This is a genomic window from Paenibacillus anseongensis (assembly GCF_009757995.1).
In the GTDB taxonomy this organism is placed as follows: domain Bacteria; phylum Bacillota; class Bacilli; order Paenibacillales; family NBRC-103111; genus Paenibacillus_E; species Paenibacillus_E chondroitinus.
This window is the reverse complement of record NZ_WSEM01000030.1, coordinates 26,266-43,207: the sequence shown is the minus strand read 5'-3', so window position 1 is coordinate 43,207 and position 16,942 is coordinate 26,266. Positions and strand designations below refer to the sequence as shown.

The 16,942-nt window shown below is 49.8% G+C and carries 15 protein-coding genes and 1 riboswitch; of the genes, 9 read left to right on the top strand and 6 right to left on the bottom strand.

Features of this window, described 5'->3' with window-relative positions; all coding sequences use genetic code 11:
• Positions 1–93 precede the first annotated feature (93 nt).
• From GON05_RS28875 to GON05_RS28865, 3 genes are all read left to right on the top strand, one after another.
• Positions 94–3,666, top strand: a complete 3,573-nt coding sequence (locus GON05_RS28875) for an OmpL47-type beta-barrel domain-containing protein (protein ID WP_157324086.1) — start codon at positions 94–96, stop codon at positions 3,664–3,666.
• Positions 3,667–4,338: 672 nt separating this feature from the next.
• Positions 4,339–5,562, top strand: a complete 1,224-nt coding sequence (locus tag GON05_RS28870) for a multidrug effflux MFS transporter (RefSeq protein ID WP_157324279.1) — start codon at positions 4,339–4,341, stop codon at positions 5,560–5,562.
• 99 nt (positions 5,563–5,661) lie between these two features.
• A complete protein-coding gene (locus GON05_RS28865; protein ID WP_157324084.1) occupies positions 5,662–6,510 on the top strand; it encodes a hypothetical protein in 849 nt (282 codons plus the stop codon).
• A 58-nt stretch (positions 6,511–6,568) separates the two neighbouring features.
• Here GON05_RS28865 and GON05_RS28860 read toward each other — a convergent pair whose 3' ends face one another.
• Positions 6,569–7,180 carry a DedA family protein gene (locus GON05_RS28860; RefSeq protein ID WP_181646372.1) on the bottom strand — a complete coding sequence of 204 codons (612 nt, stop codon included), beginning with the start codon at positions 7,178–7,180 and terminating at the stop codon, positions 6,569–6,571.
• A gap of 28 nt (positions 7,181–7,208) precedes the next feature.
• Positions 7,209–8,150, bottom strand: coding sequence for a DNA-3-methyladenine glycosylase family protein (locus tag GON05_RS28855; protein ID WP_157324082.1), 942 nt, complete (start codon positions 8,148–8,150; stop codon positions 7,209–7,211).
• Between the two features lie 155 nt (positions 8,151–8,305).
• Between GON05_RS28855 and GON05_RS28850 the strand changes: the two genes are divergently transcribed.
• Genes GON05_RS28850 through GON05_RS28840 form a run of 3 tightly spaced genes read left to right on the top strand, consistent with a single transcriptional unit; the run spans position 8,306 to position 10,286 of the window.
• Positions 8,306–8,851, top strand: coding sequence for a bifunctional transcriptional activator/DNA repair enzyme AdaA (locus GON05_RS28850; RefSeq protein ID WP_157324081.1), 546 nt, complete (start codon positions 8,306–8,308; stop codon positions 8,849–8,851).
• A 23-nt stretch (positions 8,852–8,874) separates the two neighbouring features.
• On the top strand, positions 8,875–9,438 hold the full coding sequence (locus GON05_RS28845; RefSeq protein WP_157324079.1) for a methylated-DNA--[protein]-cysteine S-methyltransferase: 564 nt from the start codon (positions 8,875–8,877) through the stop codon (positions 9,436–9,438).
• A gap of 26 nt (positions 9,439–9,464) precedes the next feature.
• A complete protein-coding gene (locus tag GON05_RS28840; protein ID WP_157324077.1) occupies positions 9,465–10,286 on the top strand; it encodes an SPL family radical SAM protein in 822 nt (273 codons plus the stop codon).
• Positions 10,287–10,288: 2 nt separating this feature from the next.
• Here the strand turns inward: GON05_RS28840 and GON05_RS28835 are convergent, their stop codons facing one another.
• Positions 10,289–11,230, bottom strand: coding sequence for a helix-turn-helix domain-containing protein (locus GON05_RS28835; protein WP_157324075.1), 942 nt, complete (start codon positions 11,228–11,230; stop codon positions 10,289–10,291).
• Between the two features lie 213 nt (positions 11,231–11,443).
• Between GON05_RS28835 and GON05_RS28830 the strand changes: the two genes are divergently transcribed.
• On the top strand, positions 11,444–12,181 hold the full coding sequence (locus GON05_RS28830; protein WP_127456857.1) for a ThuA domain-containing protein: 738 nt from the start codon (positions 11,444–11,446) through the stop codon (positions 12,179–12,181).
• Positions 12,182–12,263: 82 nt separating this feature from the next.
• Here GON05_RS28830 and GON05_RS28825 read toward each other — a convergent pair whose 3' ends face one another.
• Both GON05_RS28825 and GON05_RS28820 read right to left on the bottom strand, forming a co-directional pair.
• On the bottom strand, positions 12,264–12,770 hold the full coding sequence (locus GON05_RS28825; protein ID WP_157324073.1) for a CBO0543 family protein: 507 nt from the start codon (positions 12,768–12,770) through the stop codon (positions 12,264–12,266).
• A gap of 290 nt (positions 12,771–13,060) precedes the next feature.
• Positions 13,061–14,509: an aminotransferase-like domain-containing protein gene (locus GON05_RS28820; RefSeq protein ID WP_157324071.1), complete on the bottom strand. Its 1,449-nt coding sequence runs from the start codon at positions 14,507–14,509 to the stop codon at positions 13,061–13,063.
• Between the two features lie 118 nt (positions 14,510–14,627).
• Between GON05_RS28820 and GON05_RS28815 the strand changes: the two genes are divergently transcribed.
• Positions 14,628–15,533, top strand: a complete 906-nt coding sequence (locus GON05_RS28815) for a DMT family transporter (protein ID WP_157324069.1) — start codon at positions 14,628–14,630, stop codon at positions 15,531–15,533.
• Between the two features lie 125 nt (positions 15,534–15,658).
• Positions 15,659–16,207 (top strand): CBO0543 family protein, encoded by a 549-nt coding sequence (locus GON05_RS28810; protein WP_157324067.1) that lies wholly within the window; start codon positions 15,659–15,661, stop codon positions 16,205–16,207.
• 86 nt (positions 16,208–16,293) lie between these two features.
• Here GON05_RS28810 and GON05_RS28805 read toward each other — a convergent pair whose 3' ends face one another.
• The gene (locus GON05_RS28805) at positions 16,294–16,470 is read right to left on the bottom strand and encodes a YjfB family protein (RefSeq protein WP_157324065.1); all 177 of its coding nucleotides are present in this window, start codon (positions 16,468–16,470) and stop codon (positions 16,294–16,296) included.
• A 176-nt stretch (positions 16,471–16,646) separates the two neighbouring features.
• A riboswitch (FMN riboswitch) is annotated at positions 16,647–16,796 on the top strand.
• Positions 16,797–16,942: the final 146 nt, after the last annotated feature.

Here is a 16,942-nt window from a genome sequence, read left to right as displayed (position 1 = left end):
TTTACAAAAAAAATGCACTATCCCTTTTTGAACCATGGTAAAATTAGGGGCGGTACTAGGCTTGTCACATTGATGATAAGGGAGGAAATTGTAATGGGTAAGAGAGCGGGATGGAAAGCAAAAGCGGTAAAAGCAGCGCTGGCTTTAACAGTAGCACTACCTCTACAAGTGCTGGCTACAAGCAGCTGGCAGGCAGTTATGGCGGAAGGGCCAAGTGACCCGGCTCCATTCATTGAAGCGAAAGTAGTCAACGAAAATGCAGGGAAAAAGGTGCTGTTCGACAACACGCATGAACAAACCGCTGGTGCGGCGGACTGGGTTATCGACGGCGCTTTTTCCGATTTTGGTAACGCGTTAGCGAATAACGGCTACTACGTAAAAGAATTGCGTAAAACAACACCTATCACACTTAGCGATTTGAGCGGTTATGACGTTTTTGTCGTAGCTGAGTCTAATGTTCCTTATAAGACGAGCGAACAAGCAGCTTTGGCACAATATGTACAAGGCGGCGGAAGTATCTTCTTCATCGGCGATCACTACAATGCGGATCGCAACAAGAACCGTTGGGACGGTTCGGAAGTGTTCAACGGCTACCGTCGTGGCGCGTGGACGAATCCCGCCAGCGGCATGAGCGCTGAAGAAAGTGCCTCATCAGCGATGCAGGATGTAGCTAGCTCAGATTGGTTAGCAACGCAATTCGGTTTGCGTTTCCGCTACAACGCTTTAGGCGATATTAATGCGAACCAAATCGTGTCGCCGCAGCAGTCGTTCGGTATCACCACAGGTGTATCCAGCGTAGCGATGCATGCGGGTTCAACGCTGGCGATCATTGATCCGACTAGGGCCAAAGGAATCGTGTACTTGCCGCAAACGAATGAGGCTTGGGCAAGCGCAGTCGATCAAGGTGTCTATAATGGTGGCGGTGTGGCGGAAGGCCCTTTTGTCGCCGTAGCCAAGTCAGGTGCAGGTAAAGCCGGATTCATCGGCGATTCCTCCCCGGTGGAAGATGCGACGCCGAAGTATTTGCGTGAAGATACAGGCGCGAAGAAGACGACGTATGACGGTTTCAAAGAAGTGGACGACGGCGTCCTGCTTGTGAACATGGTGAATTGGTTGGCGAAAAAAGAAAGCTACACAAGCTTGTCGGAAGTAAGCGGTCTGCAGTTGGATCAGCCGACGGCGCTGCTGCCTTTTGAGACACCGGCTAATTCTACAGAGCCGCAGCCGGAGCCGTGGGCGGCGCCTAATGCCGGCTACAAATGGTATGACCGCAGCACGTTCAAAGCGGGCTCCTATGGCGGTCCTGCTGCGACGGCTAGTGCAGCTTACAGCTTCGTGCATCAAGCAACGCTGCCGAATGCCGTGGACTTCCCTCTGCGAGTTGTCGTAGACAACCTGCCTCCGTCTACAACGGTATCGGGGTTCAACGTTGGTATTTATTTGGTTAGCGGCGGCACGCAAATTGCGATGGTTCAAAATGCGGACGGCACATGGCCTACCGCATACGGATATAGTACACAGTTCAGCGTGACCTCGGATATCAACGGCCATGCAACGAAGGACTTGATGGTTCGCATTAAGCCGGGAACGACGGCTGCGGCGAATTTACGCCTGCGTCAAGCTTCTACGAACCTGAAAACCGAAGGCGTTACCCTTGGCAACGTACCTGCGGAGTCTTTGCCCGAAGAGGAAAACCCGATTCCGGCGAAGATCAATATCTCCGATGCTAGGAGCAAAGCAGCCGGCACCTTGGTAACGGTGGAGGGTGTAGTAACGACGGAGCCGGGCGCTTTTGGCGGTCAGGCATTCTACCTGCAGGATGAAACAGGCGGAATTTACGTGTTCCAGAGTCTGAGTGGTTTTCATCAGGGAGATAAAGTGAAAGTTACAGCATCTACGGCTGTATTCAATACGGAGCTGGAGTTAGCGGATCCAGTTGCTATCGAAAAAACAGGCGCAGCGGCATTACCAACACCAATAGCTGCAGCAGCAGTAACTAATGACAATCAAGGACAATTGCTAGAGCTTAGTGATGTTACCGTGAGCAATATCATCAGCGCTACACCGGCAGGTTCTTTTGAATTTGATGCTGTAAAAGGTTCGGTGAGCAATCACATCCGTGTAGATGTAAGAACTGGCTTAACTCTGAGCTCGTTCCCTTACCAAGCGGGACAAACGGTGAACATCAAAGGTGTTGCTGCTATTTTTAAAGGTGTATTCCAATTAAAACCAAGAGGCTTAAGCGACTTTACGGTTGCAGCCGATACAGCAGCACCTGTTACGACTGCCTCCTTATCAAGCGCAGCGAATAGTGAAGGCTGGTATAAGGAAGATGTGACCGTAACGTTGTCGGCTGTAGATGATACGGCTGGTGCTTTAACAACGAAGATCAGCTTGAACGGCGGTGCTGCGGTTCCTTATGAGGCGCCAGTCGTGATTCAAACGGAAGGTACGAATACAGTGGCTTACTCCTCGACAGATGCGGCAGGGAATGAGGAAGCTGTAAAATCCTTGCAAGTGAAGCTGGATAAAACGGCTCCAACGGCCGTGTTAATGCAGTCGGGTCATGCAGTTGGAAACGTTACGGATGCTGAAACATTAACATTTGTGTTAGCTGGTGCAGATACACTTTCAGGTGTAGCCGAGCAGACGTTGACATTGGATGGAGCTTCCATCAGCAGCGGTCAATCCATTGCAGCAGGCAGTTTAACGCAAGGTGCGCACACAGTGGCCTACCGCGTTGTCGATGCAGCGGGTAATGTTACGCAAGCGACTGTACCGTTTAATGTGAGCGCGAAAGTAACGCTTAGCCAAGCGACGCTTTCGGCGAATACGACTTCGCTCAAACCGGGCGAAACAACAGCTACGCAAGTAGCGGGTGTGTTAAGCAACGGAGCGGCGGCTGATCTTAGCGGTGCTGCGATTGTATATAGCACAAGTAATGGAGCTGTAGCGACTATTGATGCACAAGGTAAAGTGAGCGCGGTGGCAGAAGGTACTGCACAGTTAACAGCAACTGTTACGTTAAATGGAACAACGGTGCATACAGGCGCTGTAACTATCACGGTTGTGAAGCCATTGTCCTTAGGGGCGCCAGGAATGCCTGTGTTGTCGGACAATAGCGGCCAAGCAACCGGGTTGAAAGACGGGAACTACACGGTGACCATGAACATGTGGTGGGGCAACAACGGATCTGTGTTCAAATTGTACGAAAATGGGGTGCTCATTCAGACGCAATCGCTGACGGATGCATCTCCGGCCGCTCAAACGGCCAAAGTCGAAGTAAAAGGCAAAGCAAATGGCACTTATACGTATACAAGTGAGCTTATTAATTCTTTTGGAACAACAACAAGCGCTCCGTTGGTTGTGAAAATTACGGATGCAGCACCTGGCAAGCCTGTCCTTTCTCAAGACAATTGGGATGAAGACGGCAACTACAAGGTATCGATGAACTTGTGGTGGGGGACGAATGCCACGGAGTACCGTTTGTATGAAAATGGTGTTTTGATCGAAACGAAGGCATTAAACGCAGCTTCGCCTAGCGCTCAAAGCGCGGTGAGCACGATCGCAGGTCGCTCTGTCGGCGTGTATGAATACCGCTGCGAGTTGGTTAACGCGGGTGGCGTTACTTCCAGCGATAAACTGATTGTGAACGTGACGAAGTAAGGAGTCAGTGTGACAGAGCCTCTAACATCCCCGAGGGTGTTGGGGGCTCTTTGCGTTGACAAGGGGGGGTTACCCCTTATTTATTGTTACGCGCCGAATGTGCGTATCACGCTAAGAAATAATGGCTCGGCGTTTGACCGTCTTGCCGCTAAGTAATCCAATTTGCTCTGCATGACCGCCTTGCGCAATGTAGTCATAACGCGCCGTATCACCGTATCCCGTTACGGCCCCTCGCCCCCATGCCTACGTTGCACTTTGTACAGCATAGAACAGCTTCAAGCCCCATCACTCCGCTCTTCATTGCACAAATTGCAATGAATTCAATCAAAATAGCGTGAAAACCGCCATACTCTGCCCTTTACGTTGTACTTTGCACAACGTAGACGGCAGCAGTGGCCGAATTGAGTCCTCCATATTGCATTAAGTGCACTCTAGAGAAGGCATTGGCTTTGTTTCGTCCTATCTGGCAACGCGTTCACCCTGAAGGGACGAAAGGTCGTTTATCATAAAAAAACGCCCCTGATTCATCTTAAAGATGAATAGGGACGTTCTTCGTCGCATTAGCTCTTATTATAGCGGGTGGGCAGTGCTCTGGTTATTGCTCTTCACACTAGACAAAATTTAAACGCAATGTTAGCTTAATTGAACTACTAAATGAAAGTTGTGATCAAAATGTCCAACCAACTGGCTTCCCAAGCCGGCATGACAACAGGCCGTTACAGCCGATTATGGATCGTGCTCGTGCTCGGATCACTAGCGTCCTTCGGGCCACTCTCGCTGGATATGTACCTGCCGGCACTGCCGAATCTGGCCGGCGATCTCCATACCAGCACCTCACTCGCACAAATGAGCCTCACCGCCTGTATGCTGGGGCTGTCCATCGGCCAGCTCATCGCAGGATCTGTCAGCGATGTGCGCGGTAGACGCGCGCCGCTGCTGATCGGATTGATCCTCTATGCGATCTCTTCGATTCTGTGCATGTTTGCGCCGTCCATCGGCGTTTTCCTGGGCTTGCGATTCGTGCAAGGCTTGGCGGGCGCCGCCGGGATCGTCATTTCCCGCGCGATCGTGCGCGACATGTACGAAGGCGTGGAGCTGACGAAGTTTATCGCGCTGCTGATGCTGGTGAACGGCGCTGCGCCCATCCTTGCGCCGATTGCAGGCGGGCAGATTCTGCAGTTCACATCATGGCGCGGCGTGTTCCTTGTTCTTGGTGCCATTGGCGTGCTGATGCTGCTAGCTGCAACGTGGGGCTTGAAGGAAACGCATGCGCCGGATCGTCGTTCCAAAGGGGGCCTCGCCAACACGCTGCGAACGTTCCGCGGGCTTCTCACAAACCGCATGTTCATGGGCTACGCGCTGACACAAGGGCTCGTCTTTGCCGGCATGTTCGCCTATATTTCCGGCTCGCCGTTCGTGCTGCAGGAGATTTACGGCGTTTCCCCGCAAATATTCAGCGTCTGCTTCGCCGTGAACGGGCTTGGCGTCATCCTTGCCGGTCAAGTGACGGGCAAGCTCGCAGGCAAAGTAAGCGACCACCGCTTGTTGGCAGGCGGGCTGGCCATGGCCGCTTTTGGCGGCCTGCTGCTGCTCGTCGCCGTTCTGATCGGGGCAGGGCTTCCGGCCATCCTTGTCGCTTTTTTCTTCATCGTTTCCAGCGTAGGCCCTGTCTCCGTGGCAACCTCCTCACTTGCTCTGCAGAGTCAGGGCAAAACGGCGGGGAGTGCTGCGGCGCTGCTGGGACTGCTTTCTTTTATCATCGGGGGCCTGATTGCTCCGCTTGTTGGTCTTGGCGGCAGCCAGACTGCAGTACCGCTAGGCATCATCATTGCTTGTATGGAGATAGGGGCCATTCTCTGTTTCGTAGGCATGACAAAGGGCAGAAAGACAGCGTAAACTTTTTGACGGAATGAGCTGTGACTTCAAATTTTTTTCACAATTGTCCGATATACTGAAGAAAATTAGACCAATTCATGAAAAAGGTGGAGTTACAGGATGAAGCTTATTCACAAGAAAGTGCTGGTCAGTACGCTCGCAGCAGGACTACTCATTGGCGGTGGCCTTGCGCTTCAGCATAACCAGGTATTCGCAGATGAGACGAGTACGGTAACGCCTGCACCTCAGAAGGACAAATTCAAGGATAACCATCATAAAGATTTTCGCGGAGGCTCAAATAATCAAGGTCACGGGCCGGCAAAAGGCGGTTTTGAATTCGGTAAAGGAGGCGCCATCGATTTCGCTGCCGTTCTTGGGATTGATCAGGCTGTGTTGAAAGATGAGATCAAACAAGGGAAAACACTGGTACAAATCGCTCAAGAGAAAGCGAATCTGACGGAAGATGCACTTCTGGCCAAGTTAACGGAAGCTGAGACTAAGAAGATTGATGATGCAGTCACAGCCGGGAAATTGAAGCAGGAGCAGGCTGACAAAATGAAATCGGGCCTAGCGGATCGCTTGAAAAAAATGGTCGAGTCCAAACCGCATGTCATGGATTTCAAAGGCGTACAACCGCATGGAGGCATGATGCCGGGCGGCATGTTCGGCAATTCCGCAGAAATCGCGAAAATTCTGGGAATTACAGAAGATGAGCTTGCTGCGCAGCGCAAAGCAGGGAAGTCTCTTGCTGAAATCGCCCAAGATAAAGGCATCACAGAGGATCAACTGATCGCGAAGCTGAAAGATAATTTAACGGATGAGCTGAAAAGTTTTGTTGAACGCAAAGGCGGAGTACCCCCGATGAAACCGGGTTCGGGTCATGAAGGCTTTAAATTCAAAGGAAAACCAGGTCATCCGGCAGCACCGGAGTCAACAGCAACGCCAGAACCGTCAGCAACACCACAATAAATCAAAGAAAGGTTGCCTCTATCGATCTCTGTGACGATGGGGCAACCTTTTTATATGTTTAAATTCCCGTCTTCAAACGGTTTCGCCATTTAACTAACAGGATCCCCGCCAGCACAGCGCACGCGCCAATCATCGCATAGATCAAAAATTTCTCCACCCACATGAATATCGCCTGCCACTGTTCGCCGAACAGGTAGCCAATGCCGAAAAAAGCGACGACCCATAAGGCAGAACCTGTGAAAGCATACAGCGCAAAAACCCGGAATGGAATGCGAATGATGCCTACAAAGTAGAAAATAAACTGCCTGATCCCAGGTATAAAGAAGCTGAAAAGCAGCACTTTATTGCCAAACTTTTCGTAATAGCTCCGTGTCTTGTCCAAATGGCTTGGTTTCAGGAACAGCAACTTGCCAAAACGCTCGATAATCGGCATTCCCAACTTATACCCAATCCAATAGGTGATCGTCATACCGATGGTCGAACCGACCCAGGCGGATAACATCGCCGGCGCCCATCTCAGCACCCCTTTATAAGATAAATACCCTGTATAGGTCATGGTTGTATTGCCAGGAGGGATCGGAAGCGCGATGACGTCAAGCGGCAGCCCGAGCAGCAGGACCAAGTAACCGTATTGGGCAAATAGTTGTTCCACTAATCCTAGAAATTTCACTGTGAGTTCGCTCCTTCATTCTCATGCACTAGTAGAGGACACGCCATAGATAAAAGGTAGCATAAGCCTCCCAGCCTTTCCAGTTTTCAGCTAGCTGGCGAATATGGGGGAGAGTCGGCTTCTCGTCCAAGCCAAGCACATGCTTCAGCGCGTTATGCAAACCGACATCCGCAATCGGGAAAGCGGCGGCGTTGCGCAAACAGCGCATAAGGACGTAATTGGCCGTCCAGGGGCCGATGCCCCGAATACTCAACAATTCTTTCTCCATAGCCGCAAAATCTTTCATCTCCAGCAGCTGTTCCTTGTCCAGCCGACCCTCCGCCATCATCCGGGCAACGCCGATTAAGTACTCGGCCTTTTTACCCGTGAATTGCAGAGCGGTCAAAGCTTCCGGTGCAAGCTCGGCAATCCGCTCAGGCGCAGGGAACGCCCAATACGTTCGTCCTTGCCAGTCCAGCCGGGTACCGAAGGTTTCCACGAGTCGTCTTTTGAGTGTATAGGCAAAAGCGAGGTTGATTTGCTGTCCCATAATCCCCCAGCTCAACGCTTCGAACAGATCCGGAATCCCCAGCAGGCGAAGCCCGTAAAAATCCTGAGTGACTTGATCGAGCAGAGGGTCGTGTTCAGCCAGCGCATAGAACAGAGCAAGGTCCGTGCTGAGATCAAACCATTCCCACACATAACGTGCGACATGTTCCAGAAGAGCTGGAGTTACAGGGGTATCGGTGCTGGATAGAATACGAATACGAAGCTGCAAGTTATCCTCACTGTTGACAGCGATCAGCACGCGGTTATCCCCAACGAGAAGCAGCTTATAAATATCTGAGTTATCCACAAGGAATAGACATTCATTGGTGGAGCGGGTCAAATAGCCAAGATTTTGCTCATATCGAAAAGGTTCAGGCAGTGGCAGGGTGAAAGAGCTTGTCTGTTCGCTCCAGGTTAGCAGGGAAGGGTCAAAAGACGGCATAAGTCATATCTCCTATAATCGGTTAGTTGGACTACCTTTATTATCGCTGAAGGCGGCTTTCGTAATCTTGCTTTCTCATCTCACATCCCTTACAAGTGAAGACCCGTTTGGGTATACTGAGCTAGTAGAGGGAAGGCACGGAGAGGAGCGAAGCCATGCAAGAAAGGTATTGGCAAGCTATTATTGGAAATGATGCGAGTTACGATGGCACATTTTATTATGCGGTCACGACAACAGGGATCTTCTGCAGACCATCCTGCAAATCGAGGGTGCCGAAGCGGGAAAATGTCCGGGTATTTCCTGATCGCCAAACAGCGGTTGCGGAACACTTTCGCCCTTGTAAAAGATGCAGGCCTGATGGCTTACGGCTGCCGGACGAAGAGTGGACCGAGCTGATAGCCGACTATATCAAGGAAAGTTACGCCGAGCCGATTACGCTTTCTGTATTAGCCGAGCAATTTTATGCCAGCGTCTATCATTTGCAAAGAACATTCAAACGCGTGAAGGGCGTTACGCCTCTCACTTATCTTCAACATCAACGAATTGAAGCAGCCAAGCAGCTTTTAATAGAAACAAATAAGCCTGTGAATGTCATCGGTGCGCTGGTAGGTATTGCGAATGCCGCTCATTTTGCCACTGTATTTCAGAAAAAAACGGGTGTCACGCCATCGGAATTTCGTCAATCTTGCACCATCATCTAACCATAACCGAGGAGGGTTCTTGGATGCAAACAAATGAAGCGAGGACAGCGGCTAAATCCATATATTGGCGTGTAGTTCGTTTAATGGATAATCACTTTTTGATCGCGGCAACAGACGATGGGTTGATCTATTTGCAGTATCAAGCGGAAGATGCTGAGCGGGGAGGCGTTGATGCAGAAGCGTGGTCCGAATTAACCAAATGGGCTAAACATCGTTTCCCAGCTTATAGCTGGATGGAGAATAAAGCGGCATTAGAGCCTTATGTGCAGCAGTTGGAGGAGTATCTGCGAGGCTCACGCAAAACGTTCACACTGCCGCTGGATCTGCGCGGGACTGATTTTCAACAATCCGTGTGGCGCGCATTAAAAGAAATACCGCATGGTGAAACGGTAAGTTATTCACAGATGGCTCAGAAGCTGGATAAAGCCAGCGCAGTAAGAGCTGTCGGTACCGCTATTGGCGCCAATCCGGTTCTTATTGTAGTGCCGTGCCATCGCGTGGTCGGAAAAGATGGGGCATTAACCGGCTATCGCGGCGGATTGGTGAATAAAGAGAAACTTTTGGTTCTGGAAAAGGTAGGTTTGTAAGCAGCAGAAAAGGAGGAGGAGTACGCATGCAGATTGAGGTGAACCACAAGTCAGCGAAGACGCTGCTCACGAAAGCCAGCGGCTTCCTCGAGGGATATTCGCATACACTGAACCCGTATACGGGCTGCGCTTTTGCGTGCTCCTACTGCTACGTGAGACAGATGCCGGTGGCTCTGTTTCGCACGGAGGCCTGGGGCACCTGGGTCGATGTGAAGGCCAATGCTGCGGCGCTTCTGGAGAGCGAGCTGGCCAAAGCGAAGCGCAAAGGCCCGGTCACGATCTTCATGTCCTCGGCGACGGACCCGTATCAGCCGAGCGAGTATAAGGAGCGGATCACCCGCTCGCTCCTGGAGGTGATGTCCGTGCAGCCGCCGGACTTCTTGTTCGTTCAGACCCGCAGCCCGCTGGTGAAGCGGGACGCGGATTTGTTAGCGCTGCTCGGCGACCGTGTCCGAGTCAGCATGACGGTTGAGACGGACCGCGAGGAGGTCCGCCGAGCGTTCACTCCGTCCGCGCCGCCGATACCGGCGCGGCTGGAAGCTCTCCGCGAGCTCGCAGCTCGCGGCATTCCCGTGCAGGCCACGATAGCGCCGGCGCTGCCGAGCTCGGAGCAGTTCGCCGAGCGGCTGGCGGGCATCGTGGAGCGGGTGTGCATCGACGATTACTTCATGGGCGATGGCAGTGGGGGCCGGCGCACGGCACGCATCGGCGTGCGCGCGATCTATGACGCGCTGGGGCTTTCGGACTGGTACAGTCCGGATGCGTACAAGCGCGTGCACGAACAGCTCCTGCGGCATTTTCCGCAGGAGCGTGTGTTGGTCAGCCAGCAGGGTTTTCTGCCTGGCTGACGTTAATCCGCTTGCGCCAGCAGGGGGGCGGGGGTGACCCCCGTTTGGCTGCGCATGCGTTGTTTGAATTCTTTGGGCGAGCATTGATTATGCCGCTTGAACAGCTTGTAGAACTGCGCCATATTGAGGATGCCGACCTCAAAACTGACTTCCATCATGCTGAGGTCTCCTGTTAGCAGGAGGCGCTCGGCTTTTTTGATGCGCTTGTAATTCACGTAATCCACGAAGGATATCCCCATCACTTTTTTGAAATACTTAATAAAGTAATGATAGCTTAAATTGAGCAAGGAGCAGACGTCTTCAACTGTAATTCGCTCGCCAAGATGATTGTCGATATGATCAAGCGCCGGGCGCAAGCGAGCGATGCCTGAATCCTCCGCAAGTGCGGACAAATCACGATTGTCATTGCGTAACATAAGCAGGAGCAAGTTCTTGATCGCCGCGCTGATGGCCAGCTCGTAGCCAATTTTGCGGGACTGCGACTCTTCGAAAATCTGAAGAATAAAGTCATAAGCGGCTTGCTTCACGCCCGGATTGCTCCGGAAAAGCTCGTTGAACTGCTCAAGCGGATGCGTCAGCTCCGAGAAGCAATGCAGGTAAGGCATCGTACTCAGGTCAAAATGCTGCTTGAGATCAATCTGGAAAACGATCTGCCGCAAGGGGCCGGCGGAGTATTTGTACGTCCGATGGGGCTGGGAGGAACCCAACACGATCACATCTCCTGCGGATAACACGGCAAGTTCATGCTTGGTTTGAATAGCCAGCAGGCCTTCCATGACGACCAGAAACTCAACCTGCTTATGCGAATGCCAAAGCCAAGGCGTTGGGACGCCGAAGTGAGCGGAGTCGGAGCCAAGCTCCCATATTTTTAGGAAAAGCAGCGGGTTCTGATAAATGACTTCTTCATTGACAATTTCGGAGAAAGCACTATGTGCGGATTCCATGGTTTCGTATACCTCGCTATAGGGTAGGACATTTTTGAATATGTAAAACGACGTAGCAGTTAAGGTTTATCAAGAGAAAGTATAACATTGTTTACTTAACGAGGACACTATTGAATAATAAATAGGCACAATCTTGCCTTTCATTTCGGGAAGGGACGGACTATACTCACATTATGAATGAATACGCTATCTTGATCCTGGAGGGAATAAGCAATGAGTCAAAAGCTTAAAGTAACGGTTTGGAACGAATACCGTCATGAAAAAGAAAGTGAAATTGTACGCGCCGCCTATCCAGACGGCATTCATACAGCAATTGGCGAAGGCATCAGCGGGAATGTAGAAGTCACTTATGCGACTCTAGACGATGCTGAGCACGGTTTGACCGAAGAGGTTTTGAACAACACCGATGTTCTTATCTGGTGGGGACATAAAGCGCACGATCAAGTGCAAGACGAAATCGTAGAGCGCGTTCAAAAGCGCGTATGGCAAGGCATGGGGCTAATCGTGCTGCACTCCGGACACTTCTCCAAAGTGTTCAAGAAGCTGATGGGCACATCCTGTGACCTCAAATGGCGTGAAGCGGACGAAAAAGAGCGCATTTGGGTTGTTGCGCCAGGTCATCCAATCGTGGAAGGCATTGGGGAGTACATCGATCTTGAAGCTGAGGAAATGTACGGGGAACACTTCGATATTCCTCAGCCGGATGAGTTGATCATGGTTTCCTGGTTCGAAGGCGGAGAAGTATTCCGCAGCGGTTGCACGTTTAACCGTGGAAACGGGAAGATTTTCTACTTCCGTCCAGGTCATGAGACTTACCGTACTTACTACAATGAGCAAATCCGCCGCGTAATCTCCAATGCGGTTCAGTGGGCTGCTCCGTCCACACGTGAGTATCCGAAATACGGCAATCATAAGCCGCTTGAAGAAATTAAAGCGAAAGTTAAAGCTTAATACGAATAGGGGTGCCCAGTTGGTCTTTTTGCAGACTCGCGGGGCACCCCTTTTTTGTATTTTTGAAGGATGGTGAAGACGTTTATTCTTGTTTCCAGATAGGGATATGAAAATAAATGATCAAAAATGTGGCGGTCACAACAGAAAGAAGCAGCCCGGCAGCTCGATGACTATGAAGCAGTCTGATGGCCAAGAACATGAAGAAGTAAAAAGCAATCGACCATATAAAGTGCCACCCATGCTGATAAGTGATCCGGCCGTAAGCATACCACAGATATTCAAGCGCCGAAAAACCGATTACCCACAGGAAATAGTAAATTACCTGGGTGCGTTTGGCGGCAGGAAAGAAAGCTAGATATAGCAGTGTTGTACTTGGGAGCAGCAGGAAAGTGTTAACAAGGTCGGCCGTTTTGTGGTTTAACAATAAATCAGGGTGAAACGACCAGATCATGTGATCATGACACAGAAAATTGTAAAGCAAATTGCAAAAAGAGACAAAAAGCATGACGTCGTAGTATTTATTCCACTGCTTATAGGCTCGTGAAACAATTGCTGCTATAACGAAAAGTAGATTCGTAATTAAAATCACGTTAAAAGGCCCCTAGACATGAGTCGTAAATGTAGGGTTAGTTTCTGCAATAGTGTAAAATTTTACACGTGCTGGGGCAGGGGAACTATGGGGCGCTATTTTGGCTATAGCCATCCTTTTTCCTGTTTTGATGGAACTGCAGGGTCTTATTTCTCATCACCAAGCTGAATTAGTGCCATTATTAGCAAAATAGAGGATCGTAGTTCCTTTAGATATGCCAAATAGTGGTTTCTGGAACAAATAGCGCCCCGTAGTTCCTCTGCGTTCTGGATTTTCATGCTAACCTCACACTAACACTCCCCATCGCTCGCATAACGCCCCGCGATAGCGATAAGCCGTCTAACGCCATCCCGTAAATGCTCCTCATTTATGAAGGAATAGCTTAACCTGATCCAGGAGCTCATCTCTCTGAGCGGATCGCAGATCACACCAGGTACGAAGGAGACCGATTGCCGGAGGCACTCCTCTAGCAGCTGCTGGGCCGGGATATGGTCCGGGAGCTGGAGCCACAGGTTGAAGCCGCCTTGAGGGCTGACCCAGCGCCATCCGGTAGAGGCTAGCTCCTGCTCTACAATTTCTTTTCGGATCTGCAGGGCAATACGCAGTTTCTCCAAATGCTGCTGCATTCTAGGAGATTCGAAATAATGCAGGAACATTTTCTGATTGACGAGCGGTGTGCCGTTGTCAGCTAATGATTTGGCCGTAATGAGTGATTGGATGACATGCGTGCCTCCCATGACGGCGCAAATTCGCAGCCCAGGCGCGATATATTTGCTAAAACTGCGGAGATACACGACCCAGCCTTCCGTGTCATAAGTCAGCATAGGCGAAGGAGGAGGTTGGTCCAAGTACATCTCGTGAATGGCGTCATCTTCGATCAGCAGACAGCGATAGCGTTCAGCCAGATCAACGAGCTGCTTGCGCTGTGCGGCCGGAACCGTGTACCCGGTAGGATTATGAAAGGTAGGATTCATATAAAACAGCCGTGGTTTATGCTTCTCCATAAGCTTCTCGAGTTTCGCCAGATCATAGCCGTCCGGGCTGATCTCGACAGGAATAAACCGCGCTCCCTGCTGGCGGAAAATATCAAGCGCTGCACTATACGTCGGCCGCTCAACCAAGATCGGATCCATGGGGCGGATATAGATCCGCGAGATGAGGTCGATGGCCTGCTGACCGCCTGTGGTAATCAAAAGATCGCTTGCAGCGAGCTGAAGGTTATGATGCCGAACCATGTATCGGCAGAGATACTCGCGAAGCTCCTCATCCCCTTGTGCGTTGGAGTAGGTGCCCATGAGCTTTGGATAAATGTCGAAAACTTTTTTCACATGTTCGGACAAAAAAAGATTCGGCAGCAAGTTGGGATCGATCAAAGCCTGTGAGAATTGGTACGTGACAGGGATTTGCTGAATTTCGGACAGGGAGTTTTTTAGAGCGTTGGACACGGTGAACGAACGACCTTTTTCCGCATGCTCTGTATGGGACTGCTCCTCTGTCTTGCAGGGGCTTACGTAATAACCGGATTTCTCTTTGACGTAAACTTTCTCATGCTGTTTCAACATCTGATAAGCGCGAAAAACGGTCAGCCTGTGCACCTGCAGCTCTTCGGCAAGACGCCGGATGGAGGGGAGCTTGTCATGGGCTTGCCACTCGCCGCGATCCATGCGGGTAACCATATACTCATAAGTTTGTCTGAAAAGCAGAGTAGCTTCCTTTCCAGATGTTCCTTGCGTCTTCATCCGATTTTCCCCCTTTGTTTACTCTATGATACAACAATCATTGGAAAACTGTTCTAGTGTCATGCATCTGTTCTGTTGCTTACCTAGTATGATACATACCAAGAGGGGGAGAACAGTCATGATCATTTTTAATTATCTACTTATCTGTCTAATTTTTGGTACGACATTTCTGGCGATTAAGGTTGGGGTGGATGCTTCAGCACCGCCATTTTTCTCAGCAGGCTTGAGGTTTTTTATTGCAGGAATGCTATTGTTCTGTTGGTTAGTGTGGCGGAAAAAAGCGACCCTGACTCTTTTATTTCGCAAAGAGATGCTGCTTACGGGCATCGGTCTCACATTCGGCACATTCTCAACCTTGTACTGGGCGGAGCAATATGTGTCTTCCGGGATTGCGGCCGTCTTATCGGCTACTGGGCCGATTATGATTCTCGTGCTCCAAACCTTCGTATTGCGTCTGGAGACGACAAGGCTCTCTGTATTTGGCTGCATACTCGGCTTTGTAGGTATTATCATCCTTCTGCTGCCACAACTTGCGGTATCCGCAAACATCATTTGGGTGATCGGGAGCGTGGCGATTCTGGTCGGAGAACTGTTCTATTGTATGGGAGCTCTATATTCCAAAAAGGTTATTCAGCAATTTCCTGAGTCGTCGCCGATTGCCCTGAACGCGGCGCAGATGATATGCGGAGGGTTGCTGCTGCTGATTCTTTCATTTTTTACAGAACCTGTGAACGTTCAGAGTTTATTTTCTCCAAAAGCAGCCGGCTCTTTGCTGTATTTAATCGTGATTGGCTCCATGGTGGGACACAGTCTATTCTATTGGTTAGTGGCCAAAACGAATCCTGTATTTCCAGCGACATGGCTTTATATTTCTCCATTGATTGCCTTGGCGGTGGGGGTCGTGTTTTATAAAGAGAGCATCACTTGGCTCACAGCTGTAGGTGTGGTAACCGTCATTGCCGGGACAATTTGTGCGAATTTGGATAGTTTGAAAGCATTGCTGCAACGACGAAAAACGGCGTGAGTGCGAAAAAAGGTAAGTTAATTGCTTTTTGCTTCATACGAAACAACATTTATAGAAATAATAACCACAGGATCGCAGGGTTGAATGGAGGCAGCACAAGTTTGATGATGGAATGGAGCTAAGTGATGGGTCACATAACAGAGTTGATTGTTTCATATTTACCTGTAATCATGGCCTTGTTATGCTTGATTGCAGCTTGGCTTTTTGGGGATTGGAGAAATTGGAAGACCTATTATCCAACGATTCTTTTTGCCATCTGCGTGGATTTTCTCGTTAGCCTTCTAAGCTATAATTATTCATTATGGGTTTTTCATAAATCCGCGGTAACGCCTAATCATACAATCGCAGATTTTATGATTGCTTTTAGTAATCTTCCTTGCATAGTGATGGTGTACTTGCACAAATATCCTCTCAAGTCGCGTCCACTGAGACAAGTCATTTATATCGCCATTTGGTCGGCTGTATTTACCTGCGTTGAAGGACTATTTCTGTTAATAAAAATGCTTACCTATCATAACAACTGGAATTTTTGGTGGTCAATTGCGGTCTGGGTTTTCATGTTCATCGGGTTGCGATTGCATTTTACGAGGCCGTTATGGGCGTGGCTGCTGTGTGTGGCTGGTGTGGTTTTCTTGATTCTCTATTTCCATATTCCGATTGCTAAAATGAAGTAAAGGCAGCATGCTTGATGTCACGATTATACAGCATCAACAGCAAAAAAGAAGGAGAATTCTTCATTCTCCTTCTCCAAAGGGTAAAACTAGACACGAATGTCCAGATTCCCACCCAAATTTGGCTGAACGCTTTGTTGCATCATTTGAACCATTTGCTGGGCTTGTTGCGTGGATTGATCTTTAGCCATGCTAAGAACCCGTATTTGTACAGCTTGAGCTAAGCTGCCCTGAGCTACGGACATGGAAAGTGCAGGAACATCCATGAGTTTCCTCCTTTATGATTAATGGGCTAACACGTTATATATCGGAAAATGAGTGGCAATTGCTTAGCTTAAAGCAAGGAAGCACGGATGAAAAATCCTTGCTTTTTTTATTTTATGGTGCTAATATTCAGGAATAAATATCACTTATGTTTTGTAAGTGACCACAAATTGAATAATTGAACCTTCGGGGCAGGGTGCAATTCCCTACCGGCGGTGAGGATACGTGCAGATGTATCTCAAGCCCGCGACTCCCGGCCTGTTAGGCTGGGACTGACTTGGTGAGAATCCAGGGCCGACGGTTATAGTCCGGATGGGAGAAGGTGAAAAACAGCTTGTCAAAAACTTAGGTATTTGACAGGTCTGTTTGTCAATGCCCCCGCTGATCATGAAGCGGGGGCATTGTCTCTTTTCAGAGGGTTCAATTCAAAAAATCCTTAGGAGGTTTTTGAATTGGAAAATGTAGTTAAGTTAG

Excerpts from the sequence above, each read along its gene's own strand:
- GON05_RS28845 (WP_157324079.1), top strand. The coding sequence starts at position 8,875 with ATGCAAACAAATGAAGCGAGGACAGCGGCTAAATCCATATATTGGCGT.
- GON05_RS28810 (WP_157324067.1), top strand. The coding sequence starts at position 15,659 with ATGGGTCACATAACAGAGTTGATTGTTTCATATTTACCTGTAATCATG.
- GON05_RS28850 (WP_157324081.1), top strand. The coding sequence starts at position 8,306 with ATGCAAGAAAGGTATTGGCAAGCTATTATTGGAAATGATGCGAGTTAC.
- GON05_RS28830 (WP_127456857.1), top strand. The coding sequence starts at position 11,444 with ATGAGTCAAAAGCTTAAAGTAACGGTTTGGAACGAATACCGTCATGAA.
- GON05_RS28835 (WP_157324075.1), bottom strand. The coding sequence starts at position 11,230 with ATGGAATCCGCACATAGTGCTTTCTCCGAAATTGTCAATGAAGAAGTC.
- GON05_RS28815 (WP_157324069.1), top strand. The coding sequence starts at position 14,628 with ATGATCATTTTTAATTATCTACTTATCTGTCTAATTTTTGGTACGACA.
- GON05_RS28805 (WP_157324065.1), bottom strand. The coding sequence starts at position 16,470 with ATGGATGTTCCTGCACTTTCCATGTCCGTAGCTCAGGGCAGCTTAGCT.
- GON05_RS28855 (WP_157324082.1), bottom strand. The coding sequence starts at position 8,150 with ATGCCGTCTTTTGACCCTTCCCTGCTAACCTGGAGCGAACAGACAAGC.
- GON05_RS28870 (WP_157324279.1), top strand. The coding sequence starts at position 4,339 with ATGTCCAACCAACTGGCTTCCCAAGCCGGCATGACAACAGGCCGTTAC.
- GON05_RS28840 (WP_157324077.1), top strand. The coding sequence starts at position 9,465 with ATGCAGATTGAGGTGAACCACAAGTCAGCGAAGACGCTGCTCACGAAA.
- GON05_RS28875 (WP_157324086.1), top strand. The coding sequence starts at position 94 with ATGGGTAAGAGAGCGGGATGGAAAGCAAAAGCGGTAAAAGCAGCGCTG.
- GON05_RS28865 (WP_157324084.1), top strand. The coding sequence starts at position 5,662 with ATGAAGCTTATTCACAAGAAAGTGCTGGTCAGTACGCTCGCAGCAGGA.
- GON05_RS28820 (WP_157324071.1), bottom strand. The coding sequence starts at position 14,509 with ATGAAGACGCAAGGAACATCTGGAAAGGAAGCTACTCTGCTTTTCAGA.